This is a genomic window from Micrococcus sp. HOU01 (genome assembly GCF_035609305.1).
GTDB lineage: Bacteria > Actinomycetota > Actinomycetes > Actinomycetales > Micrococcaceae > Micrococcus > Micrococcus luteus.
This window is the reverse complement of sequence record NZ_CP141211.1, coordinates 1,366,883-1,391,651: the sequence shown is the minus strand read 5'-3', so window position 1 is coordinate 1,391,651 and position 24,769 is coordinate 1,366,883. Positions and strand designations below refer to the sequence as shown.

25 protein-coding genes are annotated in these 24,769 nt (G+C 67.3%); 13 read left to right on the top strand and 12 right to left on the bottom strand.

Translation table 11 applies throughout. The features are described from left to right. Positions 1-40: 40 nt before the first annotated feature. The 4 genes from holA to SOY78_RS06345 are packed head-to-tail and all read right to left on the bottom strand — an operon-like array spanning position 41 to position 4,040. A complete protein-coding gene (holA, locus tag SOY78_RS06360) occupies positions 41-1,060 on the bottom strand; it encodes a DNA polymerase III subunit delta (protein WP_017489172.1) in 1,020 nt (339 codons plus the stop codon). A gap of 9 nt (positions 1,061-1,069) precedes the next feature. Next, on the bottom strand, positions 1,070-3,340 hold the full coding sequence (locus tag SOY78_RS06355; RefSeq protein WP_324701314.1) for a ComEC/Rec2 family competence protein: 2,271 nt from the start codon (positions 3,338-3,340) through the stop codon (positions 1,070-1,072). Then, complete coding sequence (locus SOY78_RS06350; RefSeq protein WP_324701313.1) at positions 3,337-3,705, bottom strand: hypothetical protein; 369 nt, start codon at positions 3,703-3,705, stop codon at positions 3,337-3,339. The genes SOY78_RS06355 and SOY78_RS06350 overlap by 4 nt, the downstream gene beginning before the upstream one ends. Further along, entirely contained in the window at positions 3,702-4,040 is a 339-nt protein-coding gene (locus tag SOY78_RS06345) for a hypothetical protein (RefSeq protein ID WP_324701312.1), read from the bottom strand. Before SOY78_RS06345 ends, SOY78_RS06350 begins: the two co-directional genes overlap by 4 nt. Positions 4,041-4,327: 287 nt before the next feature. On the opposite strand from SOY78_RS06345, the gene SOY78_RS06340 reads away from it, so the two are divergent. Next, positions 4,328-5,275, top strand: coding sequence for a DNA cytosine methyltransferase (locus SOY78_RS06340; protein ID WP_324701311.1), 948 nt, complete (start codon positions 4,328-4,330; stop codon positions 5,273-5,275). A 15-nt stretch (positions 5,276-5,290) separates the two neighbouring features. Here the strand turns inward: SOY78_RS06340 and SOY78_RS06335 are convergent, their stop codons facing one another. The 5 genes from SOY78_RS06335 to SOY78_RS06315 all read right to left on the bottom strand — a co-directional run bounded on the left by SOY78_RS06335 (position 5,291) and on the right by SOY78_RS06315 (position 9,242). After that, a complete protein-coding gene (locus tag SOY78_RS06335; RefSeq protein WP_324701310.1) occupies positions 5,291-6,229 on the bottom strand; it encodes a NaeI family type II restriction endonuclease in 939 nt (312 codons plus the stop codon). Between the two features lie 46 nt (positions 6,230-6,275). After that, complete coding sequence (locus SOY78_RS06330; RefSeq protein WP_324701309.1) at positions 6,276-6,983, bottom strand: HNH endonuclease; 708 nt, start codon at positions 6,981-6,983, stop codon at positions 6,276-6,278. A 91-nt stretch (positions 6,984-7,074) separates the two neighbouring features. After that, positions 7,075-7,545: a hypothetical protein gene (locus SOY78_RS06325; protein WP_324701308.1), complete on the bottom strand. Its 471-nt coding sequence runs from the start codon at positions 7,543-7,545 to the stop codon at positions 7,075-7,077. Between the two features lie 75 nt (positions 7,546-7,620). Continuing rightward, positions 7,621-8,448, bottom strand: a complete 828-nt coding sequence (locus tag SOY78_RS06320; RefSeq protein ID WP_324701307.1) for a hypothetical protein — start codon at positions 8,446-8,448, stop codon at positions 7,621-7,623. Then, positions 8,436-9,242, bottom strand: coding sequence for a hypothetical protein (locus SOY78_RS06315; RefSeq protein ID WP_324701306.1), 807 nt, complete (start codon positions 9,240-9,242; stop codon positions 8,436-8,438). Before SOY78_RS06315 ends, SOY78_RS06320 begins: the two co-directional genes overlap by 13 nt. A 745-nt stretch (positions 9,243-9,987) precedes the next feature. On the opposite strand from SOY78_RS06315, the gene SOY78_RS06310 reads away from it, so the two are divergent. The 5 genes from SOY78_RS06310 (at position 9,988) to SOY78_RS06290 (ending at position 17,096) form a co-directional block, all read left to right on the top strand. Then, positions 9,988-11,613 carry an ATP-dependent nuclease gene (locus tag SOY78_RS06310; RefSeq protein WP_324701305.1) on the top strand — a complete coding sequence of 542 codons (1,626 nt, stop codon included), beginning with the start codon at positions 9,988-9,990 and terminating at the stop codon, positions 11,611-11,613. Continuing rightward, entirely contained in the window at positions 11,613-13,265 is a 1,653-nt protein-coding gene (locus SOY78_RS06305) for an ATP-dependent helicase (protein WP_324701304.1), read from the top strand. The genes SOY78_RS06310 and SOY78_RS06305 overlap by 1 nt, the downstream gene beginning before the upstream one ends. Positions 13,266-13,974: 709 nt before the next feature. After that, positions 13,975-14,511: a hypothetical protein gene (locus SOY78_RS06300; RefSeq protein ID WP_324701303.1), complete on the top strand. Its 537-nt coding sequence runs from the start codon at positions 13,975-13,977 to the stop codon at positions 14,509-14,511. A gap of 310 nt (positions 14,512-14,821) precedes the next feature. Continuing rightward, positions 14,822-16,171: an MFS transporter gene (locus SOY78_RS06295; RefSeq protein ID WP_058859990.1), complete on the top strand. Its 1,350-nt coding sequence runs from the start codon at positions 14,822-14,824 to the stop codon at positions 16,169-16,171. Between the two features lie 85 nt (positions 16,172-16,256). Beyond that, entirely contained in the window at positions 16,257-17,096 is an 840-nt protein-coding gene (locus SOY78_RS06290) for an IS5 family transposase (RefSeq protein ID WP_058859505.1), read from the top strand. An 84-nt stretch (positions 17,097-17,180) separates the two neighbouring features. On the opposite strand, the gene SOY78_RS06285 is transcribed toward SOY78_RS06290, so the two are convergent. Together SOY78_RS06285 and SOY78_RS06280 are read right to left on the bottom strand one after the other, a co-directional pair. After that, on the bottom strand, positions 17,181-17,360 hold the full coding sequence (locus SOY78_RS06285) for a hypothetical protein (protein ID WP_324701302.1): 180 nt from the start codon (positions 17,358-17,360) through the stop codon (positions 17,181-17,183). Between the two features lie 45 nt (positions 17,361-17,405). Then, the gene (locus SOY78_RS06280; RefSeq protein ID WP_324701929.1) at positions 17,406-17,588 is read right to left on the bottom strand and encodes a helix-turn-helix domain-containing protein; all 183 of its coding nucleotides are present in this window, start codon (positions 17,586-17,588) and stop codon (positions 17,406-17,408) included. Positions 17,589-18,171: 583 nt separating this feature from the next. On the opposite strand from SOY78_RS06280, the gene SOY78_RS06275 reads away from it, so the two are divergent. The 4 genes from SOY78_RS06275 to SOY78_RS06260 all read left to right on the top strand — a co-directional run bounded on the left by SOY78_RS06275 (position 18,172) and on the right by SOY78_RS06260 (position 20,530). Continuing rightward, a complete protein-coding gene (locus SOY78_RS06275; protein WP_324701301.1) occupies positions 18,172-18,372 on the top strand; it encodes a hypothetical protein in 201 nt (66 codons plus the stop codon). Between the two features lie 178 nt (positions 18,373-18,550). Next, a complete protein-coding gene (locus tag SOY78_RS06270; RefSeq protein WP_324701300.1) occupies positions 18,551-19,345 on the top strand; it encodes an abortive infection system antitoxin AbiGi family protein in 795 nt (264 codons plus the stop codon). 159 nt (positions 19,346-19,504) lie between these two features. Beyond that, positions 19,505-19,810, top strand: coding sequence for a hypothetical protein (locus SOY78_RS06265; RefSeq protein ID WP_324701299.1), 306 nt, complete (start codon positions 19,505-19,507; stop codon positions 19,808-19,810). A 45-nt stretch (positions 19,811-19,855) separates the two neighbouring features. Continuing rightward, entirely contained in the window at positions 19,856-20,530 is a 675-nt protein-coding gene (locus SOY78_RS06260) for a zinc ribbon domain-containing protein (RefSeq protein ID WP_324701298.1), read from the top strand. Positions 20,531-20,924: 394 nt separating this feature from the next. On the opposite strand, the gene SOY78_RS06255 is transcribed toward SOY78_RS06260, so the two are convergent. After that, the gene (locus SOY78_RS06255) at positions 20,925-22,112 is read right to left on the bottom strand and encodes a hypothetical protein (RefSeq protein WP_324701297.1); all 1,188 of its coding nucleotides are present in this window, start codon (positions 22,110-22,112) and stop codon (positions 20,925-20,927) included. Positions 22,113-22,147: 35 nt separating this feature from the next. Between SOY78_RS06255 and SOY78_RS06250 the strand changes: the two genes are divergently transcribed. From SOY78_RS06250 to SOY78_RS06240, 3 genes are all read left to right on the top strand, one after another. Beyond that, on the top strand, positions 22,148-22,351 hold the full coding sequence (locus SOY78_RS06250; protein WP_324701296.1) for a hypothetical protein: 204 nt from the start codon (positions 22,148-22,150) through the stop codon (positions 22,349-22,351). 124 nt (positions 22,352-22,475) lie between these two features. After that, the gene (locus SOY78_RS06245; protein ID WP_324701295.1) at positions 22,476-22,778 is read left to right on the top strand and encodes a type II toxin-antitoxin system RelE/ParE family toxin; all 303 of its coding nucleotides are present in this window, start codon (positions 22,476-22,478) and stop codon (positions 22,776-22,778) included. A 13-nt stretch (positions 22,779-22,791) separates the two neighbouring features. After that, positions 22,792-24,750, top strand: a complete 1,959-nt coding sequence (locus SOY78_RS06240; RefSeq protein ID WP_324701294.1) for a HigA family addiction module antitoxin — start codon at positions 22,792-22,794, stop codon at positions 24,748-24,750. Positions 24,751-24,769: the final 19 nt, after the last annotated feature.

Genomic DNA, 24,769 nt, shown 5'->3' with positions numbered 1-24,769 from the left:
GCCCCCGCTCCGATCGCTCGGAGCGGGGGCCGCGTCGCGTTCAGCGGCTGACGGCGGTGGCGACGCGGATGACCGCGCGCTCGACGGCGAACTCGGGGTTGCGGGAGGCTCCCTTGGCCTCGGCGTCGGCCTGGGCGATCCACTCCATGGCCTGCGCGATGCCGGCGGGCGTCCAGTGGCGGGCGGCCTGCTGGATGTAGCGCACCTGGAAAGGGGCGACGCCCAGCAGCGCCGCCAGCTCTCCCGCCGGGCGGTGGGCGTCGATCATCCGGGCCACCTGCCGCGCCTTGAGGGCGAGGGCCGCGGTGACCATCACGGGGTGCACCCCGGTGGCCATCGCGTGCCGCACGAGGGAGACGGCTCGGGCGGCGTGTCCCTCCAGGGCGGCATCGGCGACGGCGAAGCTCGTGGCCTCGACCCGGCCGCCGTAGTAGGTGTCCACCATGGCGGCGGTGACGGTGCCCTCGGTGTCGTCCACGAGCTGGGCGCACGCCGCGGCCAGCTCGGTGAGGGAGGCGCCGGTGGCGCGCAGCAGGGAGCGGGCGGCGTCCTCCTCGATCCGCCGGCGGCGGTCCCGGAACTCGGCCAGCACGAAGGCGAGGCGCTCCTCGTCCTTCTTCAGCGGCACGCAGTCCACCACGGTGCCCGCCTTCGCGACGGCGTCCAGCAGCCGCTTGCCCCGGCTGCCGCCGGCGTGGCGCAGCACGAGCGTGACGTCGTCGGCCCCGGGGCCCTGCTGCACCAGGCGCAGGGCGTCCTCGAGGAACGCGTCGTTCATGGACTCCAGCCCGTCCACCTTGATGAGGGTGGGCTCGGCGAACAGCGAGGGGCTCGCGGCGGTGGCCAGCTGGCCGGCCTGGTACTCCCCCGCGCGCAGGCTGTGGACCTCGAGCTCGCCGTGGCGCTCGCGCAGCGCGGCGGTGACCTTGTCCGTGACCCAGCGGGCGGCGTGGTCCTCGGGGCCCTTCAGCAGCATGAGCGGGGCGGGCTCGGCCTTCCGCCAGGCCAGGGGGTCGACGCGGCCGGCTCGGCCGGAACGGGGGCTGCGGGCGGCGGACATGCCCCCATCCTAGGGCGCGGTGCGGACGGCCGAGGGCGGGCGGACGGTGTACACGCCGATCTCCCCGGCCCCGGCCGCGCCGTCCGGCCCCTCGGCCACGAGGGCGATCGTGCCGTGCAGGTCCGTGCGCGCGACCGGCCCCAGCCGGTGCAGGGCGTCCAGGGTCGCCGGGTGCGGGTGCCCGTACGTGTTCTCCGCGCCGACCGAGACGACGTGCAGGCGCGCCCGGACCGCGCGCGGCACCGCCGTGCCGCCATTGCGGGCGCCGTGGTGGGCCACCTTGAGCACGTCCACGGACGGCGGCCCGGCCGCGTCGGAGCGCCGCCCGGCGGCCCAGACGCCGGAGGCCTCCTCCTCCATGTCCCCCGTGACGAGCGTGGTCACCGGACCGGCCGGGGCGTCGACGGTGACGAGGAGCTGGGCCGAGGCGTCGTTCTCCTCGGCCGCCCGCGCGTCGGCGAGCAGCACCTCCCAGCGCGCCTGCCCCGCCGCGCCCCGCTCGCCCGTGACGAGCCGGGCGCCCCCGGCGGGCGGGGCGATCCCGGGGGCCTCCCCCGCCGTCGCCCCGGAGCGGCCGACGCCGGCGGCGTCCCGGGTGGCGTAGCGCACCGCCCCGGGTACGGCCCGGTCGGCGACTCCCGCGAGGCCGCCGGCGTGGTCGGCGTGCAGGTGGGCGAGCAGCACGGCCTCCACGCGGTCCACCCCGAGGTCCTCGAGGCAGCGCCGGGCGGCCTCGGGCTCGGGCCCCACGTCCACCACGACGCCGGCCCGAGGCCCGGAGCGGAACACCGCCATGTCCCCCTGGCCGACGTCGCAGAAGGCCACCGCCCAGTCCGGCGGGGCCGCGCCGGCCGGCCGGGGCACGAGGACCGCGCCCACGCCGCCCACGGCCGCCGCGACGAGCACGGCGGCGAGCAGCACCAGCGCGGGCGTGCGCTCCGGGGGCAGGGGCGCGCCCGCCCCCACCCGGCGGACCCGGGCGTGGCGGCGGCGCTCCAGCACGAGCACGGCCGCGAAGCCCGCGAGCGTGGCGGCGGTCAGGAGCGCCCCGAGGCCCACGCCGAGGGCCCCGGACGGCCAGGGCCGCAGCGCGCCGGGCAGCCCAGCGGCGGCGTGCGCCACCACCCCGATCCAGGCCGCGGGCCACTGGACGAGCCACACGAGCGCGGCCGCCACGGCGGGGGCCGGCAGCACGAGGGCGGCGGCGAGGGTGCCCAGCACCGTCACCGGGGCCACCGCGGGCGCCGCCACGAGGTTGGCCAGGACGGCGTAGGCGGAGAGCTCCCCGGTCATCGCCAGCAGGACCGGCTGGCACGCCAGGTGGGCGGCGAGGGTCACCGCGAGTGACGCCGACAGCCAGCGGGCCGCGGCGTCGGGCAGGACGCGGCGCAGGGGCCCGTGCAGGGTGCGGTCGCCCCAGGACCCGGCCAGGACGATCCCGGCGGTGGCCGCGAGGGAGAGGTGGAAGGCCGACTCGACGGAGAGGGACGGCACGGCCACCAGCAGGGCGGTCCCGCCGATCGCCAGGAGCGCGAAGGCCTGGCGCCCGCGGCCGAGTAACACGGCGACGGCGCCGAGCGCGCCCATGACGGCCGCCCGCAGCACCGAGGGCTCGGGCCCTACCACGACGACGAAGACCGCCAGCAGCCCCAGCCCGGCGGCGATCACCACGGCGCGGTGCACGCGCAGGGACCGCAGGGCCACGGCGGTGAAGCCGAGCAGCAGGGCGACGTTCGCCCCGTCGGGCGCGTCCACGACGGTGTAGCCCTGGCGCTCGTCCCTGGCCCACCGGGCAAGGTCGAAGAAGCGGCGAGCCTCCTCCGGCCAGTCCCGCTGCAGACCGGTCTCCTCGACCAGCTCGGCGGCGTAGTCCTCGAAGTCGGCCCACTCCCCGCAGTACCGCTCCCAGAAGGCAGGCACCGACGGCACGCCATCACCGTCCTCGACGTAGGCACCAGACTCGATCCAGGCGCAGAACGCCGGCGACTGGGCCTTACCCACCTCCTCGTAGGTCTCGCCCCACTGGACGGCCCGCTCGATGCTCATGGGCGTCGTCACCGGAAAGCCGCGGACCTCCAGGACGGCGAGAGAGTCCACATGGAGGTCGACGCCGGGCTCGAGGCGGACGACGCGCCCGCGGTGGACCTCATCCGTAATTGCATCGCCGGCCTCCGAGGCCGGCATCCAGACGCCACGGTCGGGGTGGCCCTCAGCCGCGCAACGGGTGCAGCCGACGAAGACCTGGGGCTCGGTCGTCGTGGTCTCAACGGTCGTGGTCATGCTGTGGTCTCCTCGCGGTTCAGGGGCGCCCGGTAGAGGGCGTAGAGGCCGATCTGATGGTCGATGAGCAGCCAGTAGTCGAGGCCACCGGCGCGGGCGCAGTGGAGCTGGTGCTGAAGACGTCCGAGTTCAGCTGCGGTAGGCATCTCCTCGGGCCACAGGGCCGCCTCGTCGTCAGCCTCGCTCCCACGGTCCCACTGGGCCAGGTACGCGGCTACGGCGTCCACGGAGCCGCCTGCGGCGTCTGCCTCGGCCACGGCGACCTCGTAGTCCTGGTCGGTGGCGGTGACGATGCGGACCAGGCGGACGGTGTCGTCTCGAACCACACGGATGACGCGGGCCCAGGGCTCAGTGCTGGTGGTCATCGAGCCGCCTCCGGGTCCAGCACCAGCACTCGGTACGCGCGGGAGTCGAAGGGGCCGATGCGCAGGGTCTCGGTCCTCATGACGATGCCGGCGTCGACGAGGGCGGCCGTGAGCCCGGAGTGCTCCGACCAGTCCTTGAGGATCAGCTCGTCCGGGAAGCAGATGTAGCCCTCGGCGGTTGCGTCCAGGTTGAGGACCTCGGAGTCGCCGTCGACGTCATGGAGCTCGAGCAGCTGACGAGCGCGGTCGAATGTGATCCGCCCGGTCAGGACGAAGTCGGGCAGCAGCAGGTCGCGGTGGCCGTAGTCGATGGTGACGGTCTGGCTGATGGACACGGTGGTCTCCTCGGTGGTGACGAAGAGCGGTGGGTGAGGCACAGACCTCTCCGCTCGTCGTCCTTCCCGGTCGCGGCGTGCCGCGGCCCGCTCCGCTGTTGGGAGGTGAGATGACTCCCCCGCCGGCATTTTTCGTGATCCGATGACTCGTGATCCTCGCCGCGTTCCGCTTCACTTCACCCGCATGATTACAGCGATTATGAGCACACTAGGGTGCAGTGACGCTACGAGATGGTTTGGATCCCTGCCGGCATAATGTAGGCTCGCAGGCGAGCAGAGGAGACGATATGGCACTGACCTCGATCGAGGTCTGCGCGGGCGCTGGTGGACAGGCGCTCGGGCTGGAGACCGCAGGCTTCAAGCACCTGGCGTGCGTCGAGTACGACGCCAACGCCTGCACCACGCTGCGCACCAACCGGCCGCAGTGGAACACCATCCAGATGGACCTCAACAAGTGGTCCGGCGCAGACTACGCCGGTCAGGTGGACCTGTTCGCAGGTGGCGTGCCGTGTCCTCCGTTCTCCAAGGCCGGCAAGCAGCTGGGCGAGGCGGACGAGCGCAACCTCTTCCCCCGTGCCCTGGACCTGATCGAGGAGATCAGCCCCCGTGCGGTGATGCTGGAGAACGTCCGCGGCCTCCTGGACCCGCAGTTCCAGGGCTTCCGCGACGGCGTAGACGAGCGCCTGAAGTCGATGGGCTACGTGCCCTCCTGGCGTCTGCTGAACGCCTCGGACTTCGGGGTCTCCCAGCTCCGCCCCCGCGTCATCCTGGTGGCCCTCAAACAACCGTGGGCGGACCACTTCACCTGGCCAGAGCCGGACAAGAAGCCCGCCCCTTCAGTGGGTCAGCTCCTCGGCCCCCTCATGGCCGCGAACGGCTGGGAGGGCGCCCAGGCCTGGGCTGACGGTGCTGACCGGATCGCCCCGACGCTGGTCGGCGGCTCCCACAAGCACGGTGGTCCGGACCTCGGCCCCACCCGCGCCCGCGCCGCCTGGGCGAAGCTCGGCGTGGAGGGCCGCACCATCGGCAACGCCGCGCCGGAGCCCGGGTTCGTCGGAATGCCGCGCATCACCGTCCAGATGGGCGGCATGGTGCAGGGCTTCCCCGCCGACTGGCAGTTCACTGGTGGGAAGACCCATGGCTGGCGCCAGGTCGGCAACGCCTTCCCGCCGCCGGTTGCTGCCGCCGTGGGCAAGCAGATCAAGAAGGCGCTTCGGGCCGTGAAGGTGGTGTGATCCAGTCGGCTACAACTAGGCCGGGGCATCCTTGTCGAGGAGTTGGGCGGGAATCGCGATCCAGTCTCCTGGTCCGATCTCGTAGCCACACTTCTTGGCCTTGCCACGCTGATCCGGCGTCTGCCCGTTGAGCAGGACAAGTCCGTGCTCCTTCAGCAAGGCGTCCTTCGCCTGGCGGATGCGCCGCATGGGGTCCAGCAGGCGCGTGCCCACGGTGAGCAGGGCGCGGCGCGGGATGACAACCCCCGGCAGGAAGCTGAACATGTGGGTCGCCCTGACTTTCAGGCCATTGCCTGGCGCGAAGACGATCTTGTGCTGTTCCGGGGTGAGGTCCCGTAGGGGGTTGCGCGGCAGAGGCGTCCACTCCGGGTCGAACAGCGGGATCGCGTAGTCAGCCTGGGACTTGGTCGAGATGCCGCGCTTCTTGTCGCCGTTGCCCTTAGCGGTCGTCTTGCCGAGGAACTTGCGGTGCGTCCGCATCAGGCGTGCGGAGAAGCGATCGTTGACCTGGTCCACCCCGATGATGAGGCAAATCCGGCACTGGTCCTCGATGGAGATCATCCAGCTGGTCCCGACCGAGTTCTTGATGTCGACTGCGACACCCTCGATGGTGGTGTCGAGGGGTCCCTCCTTCGGGAGGGCCAGCGCCTCCAGGATGCGCGACTCGAGCTTGATCCCGATCTGGGTCTTCTCCTGCGGCTCCAGATCGGTGATCGCCATGCGGCCGGTGTAGGCCCCGTCCAGAACGTGGTCAACTGCGTCGACCACGGCGTCCGTCAGAAGCGCGCGGGCGTGGTCGTTCTTCTGGAACCACGCCAGGACGCGCTGAAGTTCGGCGTCGTCGGCCGGGCCCACGATCACGTGATCGACGAGCGTCCACGACTCGGGGGTGGTTTCACGGCGCTCCGCGCGGCAGATGGTGCCGACCGGTGGCGTCAGAGCCCTGTGCGTCATGCACAGCACGCTAGCCGGCGCCCCGCGCGGGCCCCCGGGATCTCTGTCAACGCTCCAAGCGCTCTGCCAACTCACTTGGGTTGAGCCACGGCCGTGACCGGTGGATCATGCGGTGGCAGTTCGAGCAGAGCAGGGCCAAGTCCTCAAGCCGGGTGAGCACCGGCCCTGAGTCATGCAGGGGGCGCACGTGGTGGACCTCGATGTAGCCCCTCCCCACGTCGCCGTAGGTGGCGCCGAAGTCGAAGCCGCAGACCTCGCACGCGATCTGACCGCCTGCGGCCACCACGGACCGGATCTTGGCGGCGCGCAGCTTGGGGTCGCGCTCCCGCCGCAGGTGGGCTCCAGCACGGGCGGTGCCCTCCCAGGCGGCCAGGACCTCCGTGTCCGGATCGGCCGGCACCTGGGATGTTTCGACCGCGGTCAGGTCTGCACGCAGGCGCTGGGCCTCAGCGTGCATGTCCTCCGGACGCCGGAGGAACTCGGCGATGACCAGGGCCTCGTTGCGTCCACCCTTGGTGGGCTTGCCTGTGTAGTCGGGGTGCTGGGTGGCGATGTCGAAGGTCTTGCGCTGGACGCTGCCTGGACTGCGGAATGCCGCCGGTCGGCCCTCGGCCGGGTGGATCGTGGCTGCTTGGAGCAACGCCGACAGCTCAATCACCCGTGGGTCGGTCGCCCGAAGACCCTTCCAGTCGTTGCGGGCCACGAGGTCGGCGGCGAGCACAACCTCCTCGTACGTCCAGTTGAGCTGCGCCATGCGCAGATCGTGCGTGGCGGGACCGTCGAGGCGTGGGACGTGGTGCTGACGGCGTGTCGGATCGGCTGGTGAACCAGTCGATCCGACACCGTCAGAGCTCGACGCGGAGGACGGTCCAACCTATCTGCCGCAGGTCGTAGAGGCCGTCCTCGCGCGGCTCCACCCGGTCCTCGTAGTCCTCGACCTGAATGACGGCTCGGGTGCCGTCCCATCGGTGGTTCAGCTCGAGCGCGCTGAGGATGTCCTCAAGGACGTGCTTCGTGACCACGGGGGTGTCCCAGCCGTTCCACTCCTCCCCGTACTCCTCCGCGAGGAAGGGGTGGTTGTCGAACGCGTCGAAAACGAAGGCCGGGACAAGGTCGCGGTCAGGGTCGCAGAGCTGCCACTGGCCGTCACCGAAGAGGATCTCGGCTTGGACGGGGCTGTTGGCAGACTCCAGGCGGCGGACCTCGTAGACCGGCTGGCCGTCACGGGCGGTGCTGGATGCGTCGTGGGACGAGACGGCGCGGTAGGTGGCGCCGGGACGTCGGGCGGCCTCGGTGGGGAACTCGGTGGTGGTCATGAGGTCCATCCTCTCGGGTGCGGCAGGGGACATGTGCCATGGGGTCTCCCGGGCAGCCCATGGCGGCCATCGTAGTCACCGTAGTGCGGTCGGGAGCCATCGCGCCGGGTCTTGCGCACCATTCGGTATGAGCCTGTCCCGGGCCACGCGACCGTCGCGAATCTGTTGGACGATCGGATGGGCTGGCTTGTGGACTCCATGGGAGTCAGCCTCGTAGAGGTAGCCGTACCCGTCTTCACCCACGGCGTTAAAACGCTCTGTGATGGTCTCGATGATTGCGGCTGCGCCGGGGGTGGTGAAGTCACCGAAGTGGGCGTTTGTGCTCCACAAGGCAGCGACTCCACGCGTCTCGGGTTCGAACAGGGCGCGGAAGCTGGCGGTGCAGACGTGCATCCAATAGGGCCAGACAATCAGCTCGACACCCGCGGACTGCTCCAGTTCCTCCTTCCGCTGTAGAGGGTGGGGCAGGTCGCCGCGGTAACGCGGGATGAAGTGGGAGGGGCCGTCGAATTCGATCAAAACGGAGGGGTGGCCAGCGACGTCGAGTTGGAAGTCCACGGTGTTGGGACGGCGCGTGCGTGGGTTCCTCACCCTGACTTGGCGCTGGATCTCACACGACGGGAACGCTCGCTGGGCCACGGCCGTCACGACGAACTCGTTCAAGCTCACCTTGCGCCACTCCGGCGGCACTGCTCCAGGGATCTCACCCCGACCCAGGGCCTTGTGAACCACGTTTTCGTCGATTACCTCTTCACCAGCGACGTTCGTGAAGCCGAGCCCCTCGAGCGCACTGTCCTCGACCCCCAGGATCTTGGCTAGGTCGGTACGCAATATGTACGAGCCCACCCAGTGGTCGGAGTCGTCGAGTCGGAAGATGCCTTGTGGCTTACCTAGCGTCCCCATGTGCGCGATCGTCTCACAGCCTGTCCTGCCTGGCCCCCGGGCTGCCTATCCAGGTACGAGGCGTAGTGTGCGCGGCATGCCTGGCGCAGTTGGTCTGCTTCAGCCATTGCCTGCGCACCTTGCTGCCGGACCGTCTCGTCGTACCACAGCACATGTTCGGCCCACCGTGCGCCGAACTCTAGAAGGACTGGGCGGAAATGGAAGCTGTCGTCCTGGGACGCCAGGAAGCGCTTGGCGCCACCGCTGAACCTCTTGGATGCGATGAGAACGTCACGATTGAGTCGCATCTGACCAGCCCACGGTGAGCCTGCGGTCCACCCCATATGCACACGCCAGGGGGCTGACCGATGATGCTGGACGTAGTTGCGGAACCTCTTGAAGAACGGCACGACCTCATGAGCCATTTCCAGGGCACTCTGCCGCTTCTCGAACTCCCCCGCGACTTCGACGCTCGCAACCTGTCCGAGGCTCTTCGGGATCTGGTCTTGGACCGCCCAGAAGCTGGCCATGCAGGACAGAATCTTGCGATCCAAGGCTCTGATGAGCCTGTCGCTCTCGGCCCGGTCGTCCCGCTTGGTGATGGCAAGAATGAGATGGGGGTCTGTCTCGTACGTGTGCAGCAGATCTGCCAGCTCGATGTGCTCGTCGTTCCAGTTCTCGAAGGCATCGCGGAACCGCTGGATGAAGTAGAAGTACCGGTAGCCGCGGCTCGCTCGGAACTCGCGTTGCAGCTCGATCTGCTCGGCTTGCCACGTCTCGTAGTCCGTTGCGTCGGTGCGGTCTTCGGTCGCCACAGCACAACCCTAGTAGGAACGCGTGTCAACCGAGGCGGCCAGGAAGCAGAAGCGGCCGCCGGCGCTTGAAACGGGATTGCGCCGACGGCCTGCACCGCGGGCCACGGAGGGGGGATGGGCCGGCGGTGCTGGGCATGACTCTACGGCCTGTTGGGTGTGGTCGGCACGCCCTGTGGGCAACCCCCAGAGGGGGTCGTTCGGTGGAACCACCTAGCGATCCCGTGGGGCCGCGTCGCCCCTCCCTGGAGTCTGACTCGGACCACCATGGGACTGAAAAGCCCTAGTCATGACACATATCCGGCACACCTACTGGGTGAAACTGTTCGCTCCGGACAAAGTCGAAGGATGAGGTGGGTGTCCCTGAGTCGGCGTTTTACCAGGTCAGCCGGGACATCCCATCGAGGGCTGCTACCCCTTCACTTCCTCGGGGGGCCTACTCGACTGCTACTCGCGCCGTTGTCGGTTGACTACCATCTCACTGCCGACGAGGCGATATAGGTTGGCGACAGGTGGGTCGACAAGCTTCTCGAAGATGATGTCGATGACGGCACGACGTGCATGACCGGCCCCAAGCACCGTAGCTGCACGGCAGTGGGTGTCACTGGGCATCGCTGAGACGCTCGACTGTTCCGTTGTGGATCGCTTGTCGGAGCGGCTCACGTGTTCGACTCGGCATTTTCGATACGCTGATCGAACAGGCGATCGAGTGATTGTCAGAAGGATCCACAAGTACGACGAGGAACAGATGAGGCTCTCGCAGATCAAGATCACGGGGCATGCTGTGCTCGAAGACCTGGAGATCTCAGTCCGAGAGCATCTCGTGATCGTCGGCGGGAACGATGTCGGGAAGACCTCGATCCTCCGTCTCCTGCATATGTTGCTCGGCGCGTCCACCCAGCAGCTGTACCAGTCCGTGCATCCGGAACACATCCGCGAGGGCTCAGAGGCGCTCGTCGTCGAGGCGCGGCTCGAGGACTTCAGCGAGGACGAGGCCAGCCAGTTCCCATACCAGATGTCTATCCGTGAAGGCGACCCAGACTACCTGAGCCTTCGGCTTGAGGTGACGCGGATCGAGGGGGACGCGGACAATGTCCTGATCGACCGCTACTACCCGGATTCCGGCAACCGTCGGCAGCCCACGCGGGATCAGCTCACGGCGATCGGGTGGCAGTACCTGCCCGCAGACCGCAGCAACTCCGCGGAGTACATGGAGGGGAAGCGGAGCGCGTTCCGCATGATGCTCGACTCGGTCGAGGTCGGCGACGATCGCGAGGCGCTGGAAGAGATCCTCGAGTCCTTCAATGGCACGCTCGCCGACAACGACGCGCTCCTGACCCTCCGTACGGAGATCGCTGGCCACCTCTCCCGGGCCGTTCCGCGGTCCTTCGAGGCGGAGAACCTCACGATCCGAACGGCCGCGGATCCTCATGCCAGTCCTCTGGACGGAGCGACTCTGTACCTCCGCGAAGGCGACAACTACAAAGCCCTCGGCGATCAGAGCGACGGGATGCGGCAGCTGATGGCGCTGACGTTCTTCGACCTGGCCCAGTCGACAGCGAACATCGTCGCCGTCGACGAGCCTGAGATCCACCTGCACGCAGCAAGCCAGCGGACGGTCGCAGCACTGTTCGCCGCATCGAAGAAGCAGCGCATCGTCGTCACCCACTCCCCCTACGTCGTGCAGCGGTTCGAACCAAAGCACGTCCTCGTCGTCAGCCCATTCCGCGAAGTGAAACAGATCCCCGAGGCCAACTTCAACGCCGTCGATAAGGAACGGATCCACTGGTGGTCGCCGCAGTTGCTCGAAGGGCTGACCGCGCGCAAACTCCTGTTCGTCGAAGGTGCCGCCGACCGGGTGATCGTCGAAGCAGTCGCGACGAACGCCGGCGTCAGCCTGGACCGGGCCGGCGTCTCGGTATTCGCACTCGACGGGGCGGACAAGTTCAAGAAGGTGCTCGAGATCGTGGGAACGAAGGGCTTCGACCTCCCCTTGAGCGGTTTGTGCGACGAGGACCGCGAGCACGCCTGGGCGGGCACGCTGGGCGTCAAGCCCGAGAACCTCAGCAAGAACGGCTTCTTCGTGGCGCGAGCGGATCTCGAACACGAGTACGTGCGGCTGCTCGGTGCCCGTGTAGTCGCCGACGAGCTGATCTCGTCCGGCATCGCCCGCGAGCAGGGTCTGCTCAACGCGTCCGGAGAAGCCTCGCTCGACGACCTGACCGAGGAGCAGGTCGCTGACTTCATCACGACGAAGGACAGCCGGAAGATCCCGGCAGCACGGGTGATCGCGCCCCTGCTCACACCCGCGGCGATCGCGTCATCGGATGCGCTCAACGGCCTGGTCCAGCACGTCAAGGCGATGATCTCGTAGTGGCGAACACTCCCATAGGAGAGCAGCTGGCCGCGGTCGAGAGCCTGGCCGACCGTCTACTGGTTGTCGCTCCACCGGGTTGCGGGAAGACGGAACTGCTCGCCATGCGAGCAGAACGCATGATCAGGGACGGCACCGTGCGTCCTGGCCGCCGGCTCCTCGCCATCACGTTCACCAACCGCGCCCGCGACAACCTGCGGGAGCGTCTCCGTCAGCAGCTCGGAGAAGGCCGGATGCGCACGAGCGTGTCAACGATGAACTTCCACGAGCTCGCGGCGCGCGTGGTCGAAGCGCACGCACCCGTGATCGGCCTGGAACGCGGCTACACCGGCCCGAACCCCTCCTGGCTCCGTCGCGCCATCGCCGCGCTCGATCTCGACCGGCAACGCGCGGCCGAGGTACGCGACCTTCTGCAATCGGTGAAACGCGAAGCACTCACCGACGCCGAAGTGCTCGCTCGGCTCTCTGTGGACGATGATGCTCTTGACATCGAGCGCGCTCGACAAGCAGAGAACTACATCGACTACGGAGACCTGCTGCGGTACGCGCAACTGATCCTCCGGAACGACCGCGTCGCCGCGCTCTTCCAAGCCCATTTCGACGCACTGCTCGTCGACGAGTTCCAGGACCTCTCGCTCCAGCAGTACGAACTCACCCAGCGGGTCGCGAATCGAAACGTCGCGTACGTCGGCGACCCGTTCCAGGGCATCTACGGGTGGGCAGGCGCGGCACCGGAGCAGATCCACGCCGAGCTCGAGGAGAGCTGCGAAGTGATCACCCTCACAGACTCCTTCCGCTCCTCGCCCGCCGTTCTGAAGGTCGTCAACAGCATCTCCGCAGACCTGGGTGCCCCCGCGCTCGAAGCGGTCGAGCCGGAGCGCTGGGGGAAGTCCGGCGGCCACGCGTACGCGGCCAACTACCCGAGCGACACCGCCGAGGCCGACGGCATCATCGCCCTCACCGACTACCTCGCCGGCAAGTACCCGGACGACAGGATCGGTGTCATCTGCCGCGCCGCCTACCGCCGAGGCGCACTGGACCGCGCCTATGAGCGAGCGAGCCATCAGCCGCAGTTCTGGGACATCGCGCTCGACACGCCACGCGTCGCAAGCCTGCTCAAGCTGCACGCGCGCCACGTCGACCCGGCCGCCTCTTTCGCAGACCAGATAGCGGAACTGCAGGAACGCGTCTGCGCCGCGGTGCCGCCGACCGACGTCGACACTCTGACAGAGGTCCAGGAAGCCTGCGAGCAACTGGCGGAGCACGAGGAAACCGATGTCTCGGTGGCGTCGCTGGTCAACCGCATCCGCGACCACCAGGTGGTCTCGGCGATCGCGCCGGGAGTCCACGTCCTCAACGCGCACGTCGGCAAGGGCCAGCAGTTCGACTGGGTAGTCGTCATGGCGCTCGACGAAGGCCACGTCCCGAGTTCATACTCCCGAACCGAGGCTGCGTTGCTCGAGGACGAGCGAGTGCTGCTGGTCATGGTCTCCCGCGCGCGCAAGGGTCTCTTCCTCACCCATTCCGCGTCGAACTCGAACCAGTACGGGCGTGTGTTCCGCAACGATCCGTCGAGGTGGTGGAAGCAGATGGAAGCCGCCGCGAAGCCGATGCCGGACAACGTGGCGAGACTGCTCAAGGTCAATGCGTAGATCACACGCCGCCCGCCGACCGCCCATCGAGACCATCCTGGTCATATGGACCTATCGCTGAACGACGCGCAGCTTCGACAAGCGGCGCGGGCACTGGCGCATAGCCATCACCGAAGCCGGTGCGTTCTACCTTGAGCACGGCCACCACCCCACGGACATGCCATCGGTCAAGAAGCCGCCCGCCCAACCCGCGTCCGAGCAAGACAATCGACCGAACGGCGCGGCCAGCGAACCCAAGCCGGAACCTGCTGAGTCATCTTCTGGGAAGGCGAAGCCTGCACGCACCGTTAAGGACGAGACGATCCCGATGCCCGAGCGGGTGCGACGCCCACATCAGGCCGTCCGGGAGATCGTCGACCACAAAGCCCGCATGGACGTCCCGATCGAGGAACGGCAACGTGCAGTGCTCATCCTCCACGCACTCGCCCAGGAGGCGCTGCGCCGCGGATGGACGGTGACCGCAATTCCGTCCGGCTTCCAGAAGGACCCCTGTATCTACCTATCGATCTGGGGATTCAGGCGTCCCTCGTCGAGCGCTACGCCCCAGAAACCACAGGCTCCGAAAGGCTTGGCAGCGAGCATCCACGACTGTGAAAGCACCCTGCGTGATCGGAGAAGCGCATCCGTCGTCCCTGACCCGTAGGTTCGATGTATGACGTCAAGTCCCGGTTAACCGCCTCTCCAGTCGTTCAGCCCTGACGGGGAGGACGTGGTTCTCTCGCTGGCCGTGTCGTGGGCGGGCGCGGTTCGTGAGCAGCTCCACAACGTCAAGACGCGGGTTGCGTACTTCCACAGCATCGACAGCATGTACGAGCGTATGGACGGCGACGTCACGATGGACCAGCTTGCGTCGGCGTGGCAGGCGGCGTGGACGGCGGAGGCACTGCTCGTGATCAGCGCCGACAATCTCGAACGCTGGATCAGACGACTGTACGTCGACCGAGGGCGTGAACCGCTTGAACGTCACTCGCAGCTCCGAACGCTCCGCAATGCCGTTGAACACATGGATGAATCAGAGTTCGACGAGGATGACTGGGTTGCCCGGCCGGGCGAGCCTCAATCACGCGGGTTGGGAGCGCTGCCGGACGCTAGCCTGCGCATCGCGGTTGGGAGCCTTGAGCAGGTGTTTGGACTGATTAGTCACGAGGAGCTTCAAGGGATCGTCGATGTGCTGATCAGCGAGCTTGAGCGCGAGATAGACGACTATGCGACGGACATGATCGCCCTCTACCGCGAGGATCGCTAAGAGCTCGCGCGGATAGGAGGACAGGCCCGGAGGCAACGATTCCCCGCTGCTAGCATGTGCAGCATGTCAGGCGCTTCGAGCTCGGCCGCTTGCGCGGCAGTGACCAGGACGTCCCGCTAGCGGCGGGACGTCCGGCACACAGCAACACCTCACCTGGAACGTCCAGCCGCTTCGTGATCAGACCGGAGCGGCCCTTCGTGCTGCTCGGTAACTCTTCAGAGCGACGGAGCAATTGATGCTTTCAGGCACTTCCACCACTTCACGCGGGACCGGTCCCGCCCCCGTGCGCGCATGGCTCGTGCTGTGCGCGATGTCGATGCTGCAGTTCTTCATCGCGGTCGACGTGACCGTGGTCAACATCGCGCTGCCCTCGATCGGCGCGGACCTCGGCGTCGCGGGACACTCCCTGACCTGGGTCGTGGTCGGCTACACCATCACCGGCGGCGGGCTGCTGATGCTCGGCGGCCGGATCGGTGACCTTCTCGGCCGCCGCCGCACCCTCCTGGTCGGCACGAGCGTCTTCGGCGCGGCCTCCCTGCTAGCGGGCCTGGCCCCGTCCTTCCCGGTCCTGGTCGCAGCCCGCCTGCTCCAGGGTGCGGGCGAGGCCGTCGCGCTGCCAGCGGCGATGGCGACCATCGTGCTGCTCTTCCCCGAGGGGCCGCGCCGGTCGCGGGCCCTGAGCGTGTGGGCGGCCGTGGCCAGCTGCGGCCTGGTTCTCGGGTTCGCCCTGTCAGGGATCATCACCGCCCACCTGGGCTGGCGCTGGGTCTTCCTGGTCTCGGTGCCCTTCATCCTGGTCGTGATCGTGACCGCGCTGCTCCTGGTCCCAGCCGACCGGCCCGCGTCTGGCGGACGGGTCCGCCTGGACCTTCCCGGTTCACTCCTGCTGACCGCGTGCCCGCTGCTGTTCGTCTACGCCGCGGTCGAGGCGGGCGAGCCTGCCACCGGCCTGTGGGTCAGCGGGGTCGCGCTGCTGTGCGCGGTGCTGGCTGCCGCCGGGTTCGTGAGGGTCGAGTCGAGGTCGCCGAACCCGCTGGTCCCGCTGACCTTCTTCGCCGACCGCGCCCGGCTGCGGGCGAACCTGACGACGATGCTGCTCAGCGGTGCGTTGTCGACGTCGTTCCTGCTGTTCACGTTCTACCTGCAGGACAGGCTCGGCATCGGGCCTCTGGGGGCAGGCCTGACGATGCTGCCCCTCGCCGTGGCACTGATCGTGGCCTCGGTGCTCGTGCCCCGGCTGCTGGGACGCTGGGGCGCACGCGCCTGCGTGCTGGTCGGCCTGGGGGCTGCTGCCGGCGCAATGGGCGTGGTCGCGCTCGTGGCCGTCCTGGGCAGCGGAGCGACGTGGCTGCTCCCGGCGATGCTTCTGATCGCAGCGGGCATGGGCTTCGGGCTCGTGGGTCTGCAGTACATCGCCGTCAGCGGTACCACCGAGGAGGACGCCGGGATCGCCTCCGGCGTCCAGCGAGCATCCGACCAGCTCGGTGGAGCAGCCGGTGTAGCCGTCTACGTCGGCCTAGGGTTCGCACCGGCCCTGCACGCCGACGCCGGGGACCCGTTTGTGGTCGCTGCGGTGCTCGCCGTCGTCGGGCTGGTCGTCGGTGCCGTGGTCATCTCCCGCTCGCCGTCCACCGCGGCGGGGCAGCCGCAGGCCGGGTAGCAGGACCGGGGCTGCCGCGCCGCGCCCAGACGGGTACGCCGCGGCAGCCCCGCCCGTCTCCCGACGACGACGATCACAAGATCACGTGCCCGTCCTGCCCGGCTTCATCGCCGACCCTCTGTGGGAGCAGTTCCAAGCCCTGCTACCCGAACGCAACATCAACCACCCTCTGGGGTGCCACCGCCCGCGCATCCCAGACCGGGTCGTCTTCGACAAGCTTCTGGCCCGCCTCGTCCTGGGCGGCACCTACCAGCAGCACGCCGACGAGACCTGCTCGGCGACCACGATGCGAGCCCGCCGGGACGAGTGGATCCGTGCCGACGTGTTCGAACAGCTCCACCACCTGGCGCTGGAGGCCTACGACCAGGCTGTCGGCCTCGACCTGAACAACCTCGTGGTCGACGGATGCATCGTCAAGGCACCATGCGGAGGAGATAACACCGGCCACAGCCCTGTCGACCGCGGCAAATCGGGTCTCAAGAGATCGGTGCTCGTGGACGGCGGCGGGATTCCGGTCGGATGGGTGCTGGCCGGGGCCAACAGGAACGACTCTCCGCTCCTGCGACCGACGCTAGAAACCCTCGCCGTGCTCGGATTCAGGCTTCCTGAGGTCATCACAGTCCACCTGGATGCAGGCTATGACTCGGCTCGGACCCGGGATCTGCTCTCCGAGCTGGGCTGCACCCCGAACATCACTCCCAAGGGGGCCTTCCTACCTATCAGCCACACTCGTCGATGGGTCGTCGAGCGGACCAACTCATGGCACAACAGAGGGTTCTCGGCGCTGGCAAGGGTGACCGACCGGCAAGGGTGCGTGCAGAACGCCTGGGTGGCGCTGGCCAGCGCGATCATCATCATCCGCCGTCTGGTCCGGCAGTCCTGGAAGCGCTACCGGTGGGACTCTCGCCCTGCCCGGTGCCCCTGACCCATACGCGGTCCTATCCGCGCAACCTCTAAGCGAGACCTTGCCCTGATGCCATGGCTTCGGCCTGCCCAGGCCGCCGGTACCTCAACCCGCACTCTCGTGACCCGGATGGTGCTCGTGCTCGGCGGCATCGCGGGAGGACATGTAAGCGATAGCCTCGTGGAGGAAACGGGACCGGTAACCGTCGCCACAGAGCTGCGACAGGCGGTCGAGCTCGGCGAGGTCCTCGTCCTCGACGACGAACTCGATCATCACAGTGTCCACGCAGACGAGACTATGCCGGTCCACTCCAGCGCGCGAGCACCGATGCTACGGTGCCGTGGTCAGCAGCGACACAGACTCCACACCCAACTGCTCGGCCAATGCGTCAACGGAGTCCAGCGTGAGGTTCCGCTCCCCCCGCTCGATGCCGGCGAGGTAGCGGGGCGTGACGCCAAGTTCCTCGGCGAGCTGCTCCTGGGTGAGGCCCCTGGACCGGCGGAGGCCGCGCACCTTCGCGCCAAGGACCGATCGGAGGGGGTGAGGCACATTTCAAGCGTCGCCGCGGGTACTCATCGGTTCCAGGTAGTCATCGCTTCCACTAGGGTCGGGATCGAATATCGAACGAGACCTTCTGGAGGTGGATCAACTCCGCATTTGCTCCGGGAACAGTGCCTACTGCAACGGCGCGAACAGCACGAACGGAACCCCGCGGCCGCTCTACGCTCACCTGGCTGGTGAGACCCCCGTTGGAACTGCGACGAACAAGATCCCAAAACTGGCGAACATCGCATGCATCAGCTCGTAAAAGCGATTCGTGCGATCGAGTAGCCCTTCGGGACCCCTACGAATCTCACGCGCAACCCCTTCGTCACCGCGACCCAGTCCCAACGCATCGTCACTGAGTTGAATTTTTATCATTGAGCCTTCAGGCCCCCCGAAGATCGTGCTCTCGATCCCGCCTTCGATCATCCTGACTGCCCTTGTTCGTCCTACTACCTGTTGACAGCAACAGTACCGAGATGCAGGTCGGCCATCGGTTACGCGCCACCCACTCGCGCCGACGGCCATCACGCTGCCCCCTAAGCTCGGAGCCGTGGACTACGAAGGCGTGGAAGGGCCGGACGGCGTCGAGATCCGCGCACCCCGCGACGACGAGTACCGTACCTGCGCCGAGTGCGGCGGCGACTGCCTGCGCGAGCCGGGCGGAGCGGACGGGCTGGGCATGCGCATCATGTTCGTCTGCCCCGAGCACGGGGTCCAAAATATCGTCGACCCATTCGAAGAGCAGCGGTGACTCTGACGACACTCTCTGAAAGGCCTCACCGGTTCGATCGCTCGTCACATCCCGTAGGCCGGCAATCCGGAGCACTTGCTGTCGTGACTGCAGACAGCTCTACGCTTGCCGCATGACCAGCATGTTTGAGGTACCGACTCGTCTCCTTGGGGATTACCGAGACCCCACGTGGGAGGACATGAGCCAGTTCGTCGTGCACTTCACCGACGATCCCCGTGTCTTCGCCGAGATCCTGGCTACCGGCTACTTGCAAGCCTCTGGCCCGTACGGATTCAGTTGGGCCCGGAAAGTCCCACAAGTAGCGGATCGCCACCACTCGGTCTGCTTCAGTGAAGTCCCGCTCAACAACGTGGAGCGGCTCGTCCGTCGGCACGGCAACTATGGCATCGGCTTCACGAAAGACTTCATCCGCAGCAATCAAGGCGCTCGCGTCTGGTACGTGGATCAGGGCTCGGTACAGGCCCGTCGCTTGAACGAACACCTCAAAGACCTAGTAAGCCGAGGCGACTTCAATCACCCGATGTGGGAGCTCACTCCTTTGATCGACCTCGTGATGCCGGGCCGCTACGAGTGGGACTGGGAACGCGAGTGGCGGATCAGGGGCGCCCTGCGTTTCAAGCTCAGCGACATTGCATTCACGATCACGCCGGAAGGCATCGACGAAGTGGCCGAGCCGACCTTCTTCGTTTCTCCCGAAATGGACTTCACTGTGATCGCCAGTCCCCGGCCACTTGCGGACTACATGGAGAAGCTCGTCCAAGAGTTTTTCCAAACCTTCGAGGACCCCGTGAACAGTCTCCCGGTAGACGGCGGCGAGTACGTCTGGATCGTGGAGCAGCACGAGACTGAGGACGCCGTGGACCTCCTGTTTCCCGAGCTGGAAGAAAGCATCCTCCGCCAGCTCGTGGACTATCTGAACAGCGAGAGCTATGTCTGGGTGAGCAGCGCAGATGTCGCAAGCATCTGGGAGTAGTGAGTGGATCCGGGCGCGCAGCCATCGTCCATAGGTAGTCATCGCTTCCACTAGTGTCGTATCGGAGAGTTGTTCTACGGACGACAGGAGACCGCGGATGCCGAGAGGCCGGGCGTAGGCGCTCGTCGCGCCGCCTGAGCGATGGATCGACGGATCTGCGTGAGACTCGACCGCGCCAGTCACGCCGCCCTCAGGGTGCTGACGTCGAACGGGGCCAGCGTCGCCGAGGCCGTCCGTGCCGCGATCACGGAGGCCGCCGAGAGGTTCCCGGAACCGCCGATCCATGACGAGCGAGACCTGACCTATGACGAATGGATCGCCGCGCAGGTCGCGGCCGCTCCCCCGCCGACCGACTACCAGATCTACGCGATCACTGTGGCGTTCGTCGACCAGCAGGACACCTGGCTGAGCGAAGAGCAGTGGGCCGCAGCGCGCGACGGTTCCCAGGACGAGCGAGCTGCCTAGTCGTGCGATGCAGCACAGAGCGTCCAGTGAGCGAGACTTGGCAGCATGGACGGCGGACACAGCGAAGCCACGCGGCGAAGGGGTCGGCAGCACCGGTACCTGCTCAGCGGCATCGCTGTGTGCGGCGTGTGCGGCGCTCCCACCAGGGTCGGCACGCAGAACACGAGCACCCGCCGGCCCTTCGTGGCCGGTCAGCCACCGGCCCGCTACCGCGTCTACGAATGCGCCGGCACGCCGGGGAGCACCGGCTTCCACGTCTCGATGCACCAGGAGCACCTCGACCGGATCGTTACCGACGCCGTCCTGGCACGGATCCGCGAACCGGACTTCCGCCCGCCGTCCGCCCGTGCTGGGGACGAGGACGGCCTGGAGCGCCGCGCACTCCGGCTGGAGATCAAGAGCGACCGCGCATGGCTGGACTCCGTGCAGAGCGAGGCCACGCGATCACAACGGCCCGACACCCTCCTCCGGCAGCAGGACATCGTCCTCCCGAAGATCCGGGCAGCTGAGAAGAGGATCGAAGATCTGGAAGAGCCCGACCCGCTCGTGCTCGGACTGAAGGACGCCCGGTCGACCAAGAACGCCTGGGAGCGGATGCCGCTCGCCCAGCGGCGACACGTCGTCCGGGCTCTCCTGATCCCACGGATCCTTCCCATCCCGGCCGGCGAACGAGGCCGACAAGGAATCAACCTCCACAGAGTCGATCTCCGCTGGCTGTGATCGATTTAGAAGGTGGGTCAGGATCGGAATTGGAAGGTGGGACTACAATGGCGTCTGACCAGGGCAAACCGCTCGGGAGCGAACCGTCGTCAGGAACGAGCTACGGCACGTTTCCCACGCCAGAGACGGTTTCCGCGAGAGATGCGTGCTGCTAAGGCACGTAGGACGAGGCATGCCTAGGCAACCCGAGCCTGTTCTGCCAACGCCAATCCATCGTCGCATTTCGGATCCTTCGATTGCCAGACGTGTTCGACGTGTAGTGAGGGCTATGAGCCGGACGGGTCCGGCGGGGCGGGAACTTCACCTGCATCTAAGGCCGAACTGATCGACGAGATGTCCACGAGGCCCCGGCTTGACTCAGGTCGAGACGCCGGGATGCGAGGATGCGAGGGCGCTACTTGTCTGTCTCTGCGACGGCCAGACCCACGAAACGGCGGGCGTCGTCACGCATCTGCTCGAGCACGACGAGGTTGTCCTGCATGACCTCGGGATCGTAGGTGCTGGTCATCCGGAGCTGGCGCATCCGCGCGAGCACATCCTGATCCGACAGGCTCTCGAACCAGGCGTCGAGCTCCTCGACAGTCGGGGCATTCTCCATCTGGCTAATGGTCTCGCCCATGTCCCGTCGCACCGTCCTCGCTGCGAGCCGGTCCTTGTACAGCTCAGCCGCAGACGACGTTGTTCCAGTTGTCAGCGCGGCGCGGTCATCGGCACGGCCGACGGAGATGTCGTATCGCGCCGGCAGCGCCGGTGTCGGTGGCTCCGTACCTGTGATCAACCGTCGCACTGCCTGCGTTCGCACCCACGTCGCGAGGTCAGCCAGCTCCGTCATGAGCACGGGCCACCGCGTGGTGCCGGGTCGGTTGATCCCCACGGTCAGGAAGAGTGCCACAGGGATCTGCTGACCCCGCGGCGTTTCGGCGATGACCTCGCCGACCTGCAGCGGAACCTCCGGTCGACGCTCGACGTCCGCCAGCGACGGAGGCGTGCGGTCCTCCCGATGGATCGCCGCGAGGCGGACGGCCGTGATGGCTGGAGCCCGATGCTTGGAATGATTCGTGTGCAACGCCAGGAGCGCCATCGGATGGTCCTGCGGCCCCTTGTACCGATGGAAGGGCTGCAAGTTCTCGATGCGCTGGAGCAGGTCGCTTCCGCGTTGGAGGGAGGGCGGGCCGTTCCGAACGCGCCCCTTTACCCACTCCTCGAACGCCTGGTACGTCTGCGCCGCGGGCATCTCGACGGTCTTGGCGGCTTTCTCATCGAGAGGTCCGTCCCGGTATTCGATCTCGGCGAAGAGGGCGTGCTCGATCGCGTTGCGCAACGCCACCAGTGCATCAGCGACTAGGAGAGGAACTTTGCGCGGGATCGGCGACACCCCGACCACGACCGTCTGGCTGTGGGTGACCAGCGGGACTTCACTCAGCTGGATGATGCCGGCCGGCTGGCTCTGGTACTCGAAGAGAATGTCCGCGATCGCAGCGATGACCTCGTCGGCGTGAGCGAGCGTCGGCGCAACGTGGAGCTGGTGATCCGGCAGCCAAGCATAGCGACCGCTTTGCTGGTTCATCGCTTCGACAGCCATGGTTCCTCCTTGTCACCCAGCGTAGGCTCGCGAGCATGGAGTACGAGTCGGCGGGCGAGCTGGATGGTGTGCCGATCGGCGTGCCCACGGACGAGGGATACCGGACCTGCTCCGCCTGCGGCGGGGACTGCGAGCCCGACACGAGTCTCAGCTCCGACGGCACTGGCGTGCGGATCGCATGGGTCTGCCCCGAACACGGGGCACAGTCGGTGGTGGATCCGTTCAGCGACCTGCGGTGACGTGCCGGCCAACGGTTGCTCGCACCGCGAGGCCCCACGTCGTGTCGTTCGAACTCCAATGTCAGACCTCGGGCATAATCTCAGTGAGGACCGCGTTAGACTGTAACGAGATCGGTGACACTGATTGCGCATAGAGTACAAGGACAACAAGCTGGCGAAGCTGTGCACCGATGAGCGCGAGATGCAGAAGAAGCGGCCTGATCTCAAGAAGAAGCTCCGACTGCGGATCAAGGCGCTCGAGAACTCGGACACGCTCGGCGACCTGCCCGAGGACAACCCGGGAGGAGCATGGCACGACCTCTCGGGCAAGCGTGCAGGCACATGGGCCGGCGAGCTCAGCGGGAACTGGCGGCTGCTCGTGGAGCCGAATCCCAACTCGCTGAGCGCCGTCGCCGCGACCGTCGTCGGCATCGAGGACTACCACTGAGGAAGGAGGGACCATGACCACCACGAACTACGCTGTCGCTCCCGGGGAGTACCTCGAGGAGTGGATCGAGGATCATGGCCTGTCCCAGCAGCGAGTGGCCGAGCTCCTCGGAAGCAGCCGCAAGCAGGTGAACGAGATTGTCAATGGGCGTGCTCCGATCACGAGCGACACCGCCATGCGCCTTGAGCGAGTCGTCGGTATCCCCGCGAAAACTTGGCTGAAGTATGAGGCTCTGTACAGAGCGGACCTCGCCCGCATCGCCGACGAGGAGAGCCTGGCGGAGCATGCTGACAAGATCGCGCCGTCCGCCGTGACGTACCTGCGCAGCATCGGTGCGACCGCCGCCACCAAGCGGTCCCCCGGCAAGCTCGTGTCCGACTTCCTCGCGTTCCACCGCTGCGGGACCTGGGATGCGTACGTTCACCTGCACGAGGAGGCCTCGACGGGCGACTACGCGCTGGCGGCGCTCAAGGACGCGGGCTCGACGCTCGACCCGACGCTGCTGACGACCTGGCTGCGCGCAGCCGAGCTGGCAGAGCCGTTCGAGCGCGGCCGCAGCTACAACTACAACCCGGAGAAGCTCCGAGCTGCTCTGCCCGATCTCCGTGACCGCGCGGCGACCCCCGACTCCACGATGCTCCGTGACCTCGCGAACATGCTCGCCGACGTGGGTGTGGTCTTCATGGTCGTCGAGCCCCCGAAGAAGCTCCCGCTCCTGGGCATGACCCGCTGGATCGACAAGAGGGTGCCCGTCATCCAGCAGACGGGTCGCTGGGGCAAGGACGGGTTCGTCATCTGGGCACTTTTCCACGAGCTCGGGCACGTCCTGGGTGACCCGCGCGGCGAGATGCACGTGGAGTACAGCACGGAGAGGAAGCGCAACTCGGCAGCGGAGAAGGCGGCCAACGCGTTCGCCTTGGAGGTCCTCTTCGGCGCTGCCGGAGTCTCGCAGTTCCGGGGCCTGTCCCGCGACCGCGAGATCGCCGACATGGCGCGTGAGATCGGCATCGCTCCGGGTGTCGCGGTCCACCAGATGCACCGCCGCAGGATGCTCGACTACAGCTACGGCAACCGTCTCTGCGTCGACCTCAGCCGGCACCTTCACCGAGTGACGAGTCACGACTTGTCCCTGGAGTCCGCGAACCTGCTTCTTCTGGATACGAATGTGCTGTCGCCGGAGAAGCTTGCTGAGAACGGCTCATGGGGCAGTTCGACGCTCGTCACGTCGTCGACCTCCGCCCAGGAAGTCCTGGGGATGCAGCGGCCGGACCGGGAGGCGCGCTACCGCTATGCGTTGCCGCTGATGGATGGCCGCCTCAAGGTCCGAGCTGAGGTGTTACCGGATCAATTTCTGCGCTGGGCCTCCGAGCACGCGAAGCACTCGCCGGTCTCCAAGCAGACCGACAGCCTCATCGTCCCAGCCTCCCGACTGCGAGGAGAGTCCCGTGAGCTTGGGCACGCCGCCATCGCGGTCGCGCACCAACGTGGGCAGGATCGACTGTTTCGGGCGTACGCCTCAAGGGCACTGCGCGTTAAGCAGCTGGGCAGAGTGCTGGACAAGTGGGAGTTTCTGCGCTCACGGCTGGACGCGGTTATCCCACTCGACGAGGCCATCGCTGCGTGCGCAGTTGTCCTGGCGAACCAGTTCGTCGACAGCCGTCAGAAGCTGAAGGGCACTGCCCGCAACACGATGAACGACATGTACGTGGCCGCCACGTCCGTAATCACAGGCATCCCACTGGTCACGGATGACGCCCAGCTCAAGGCCTTCTACGAAGAGCACGGATGGACCGTCACCACTCGCGATGACCTGTTCATCGCTTCGCCTGCGCCTCTGCCGACCTCCGACGGGCTGGATGATGCCCGGGCGCAGAGAGGTAACCGCTACGCGAACCGTCCCCTGCATCTGCGCGCGCACGTCGATCAGGCTCCGCCGGCCGGGTCGTCAGGACCACGTGTCCCCCGAGGGTGAGGCGCAGCGACCTGGTCCG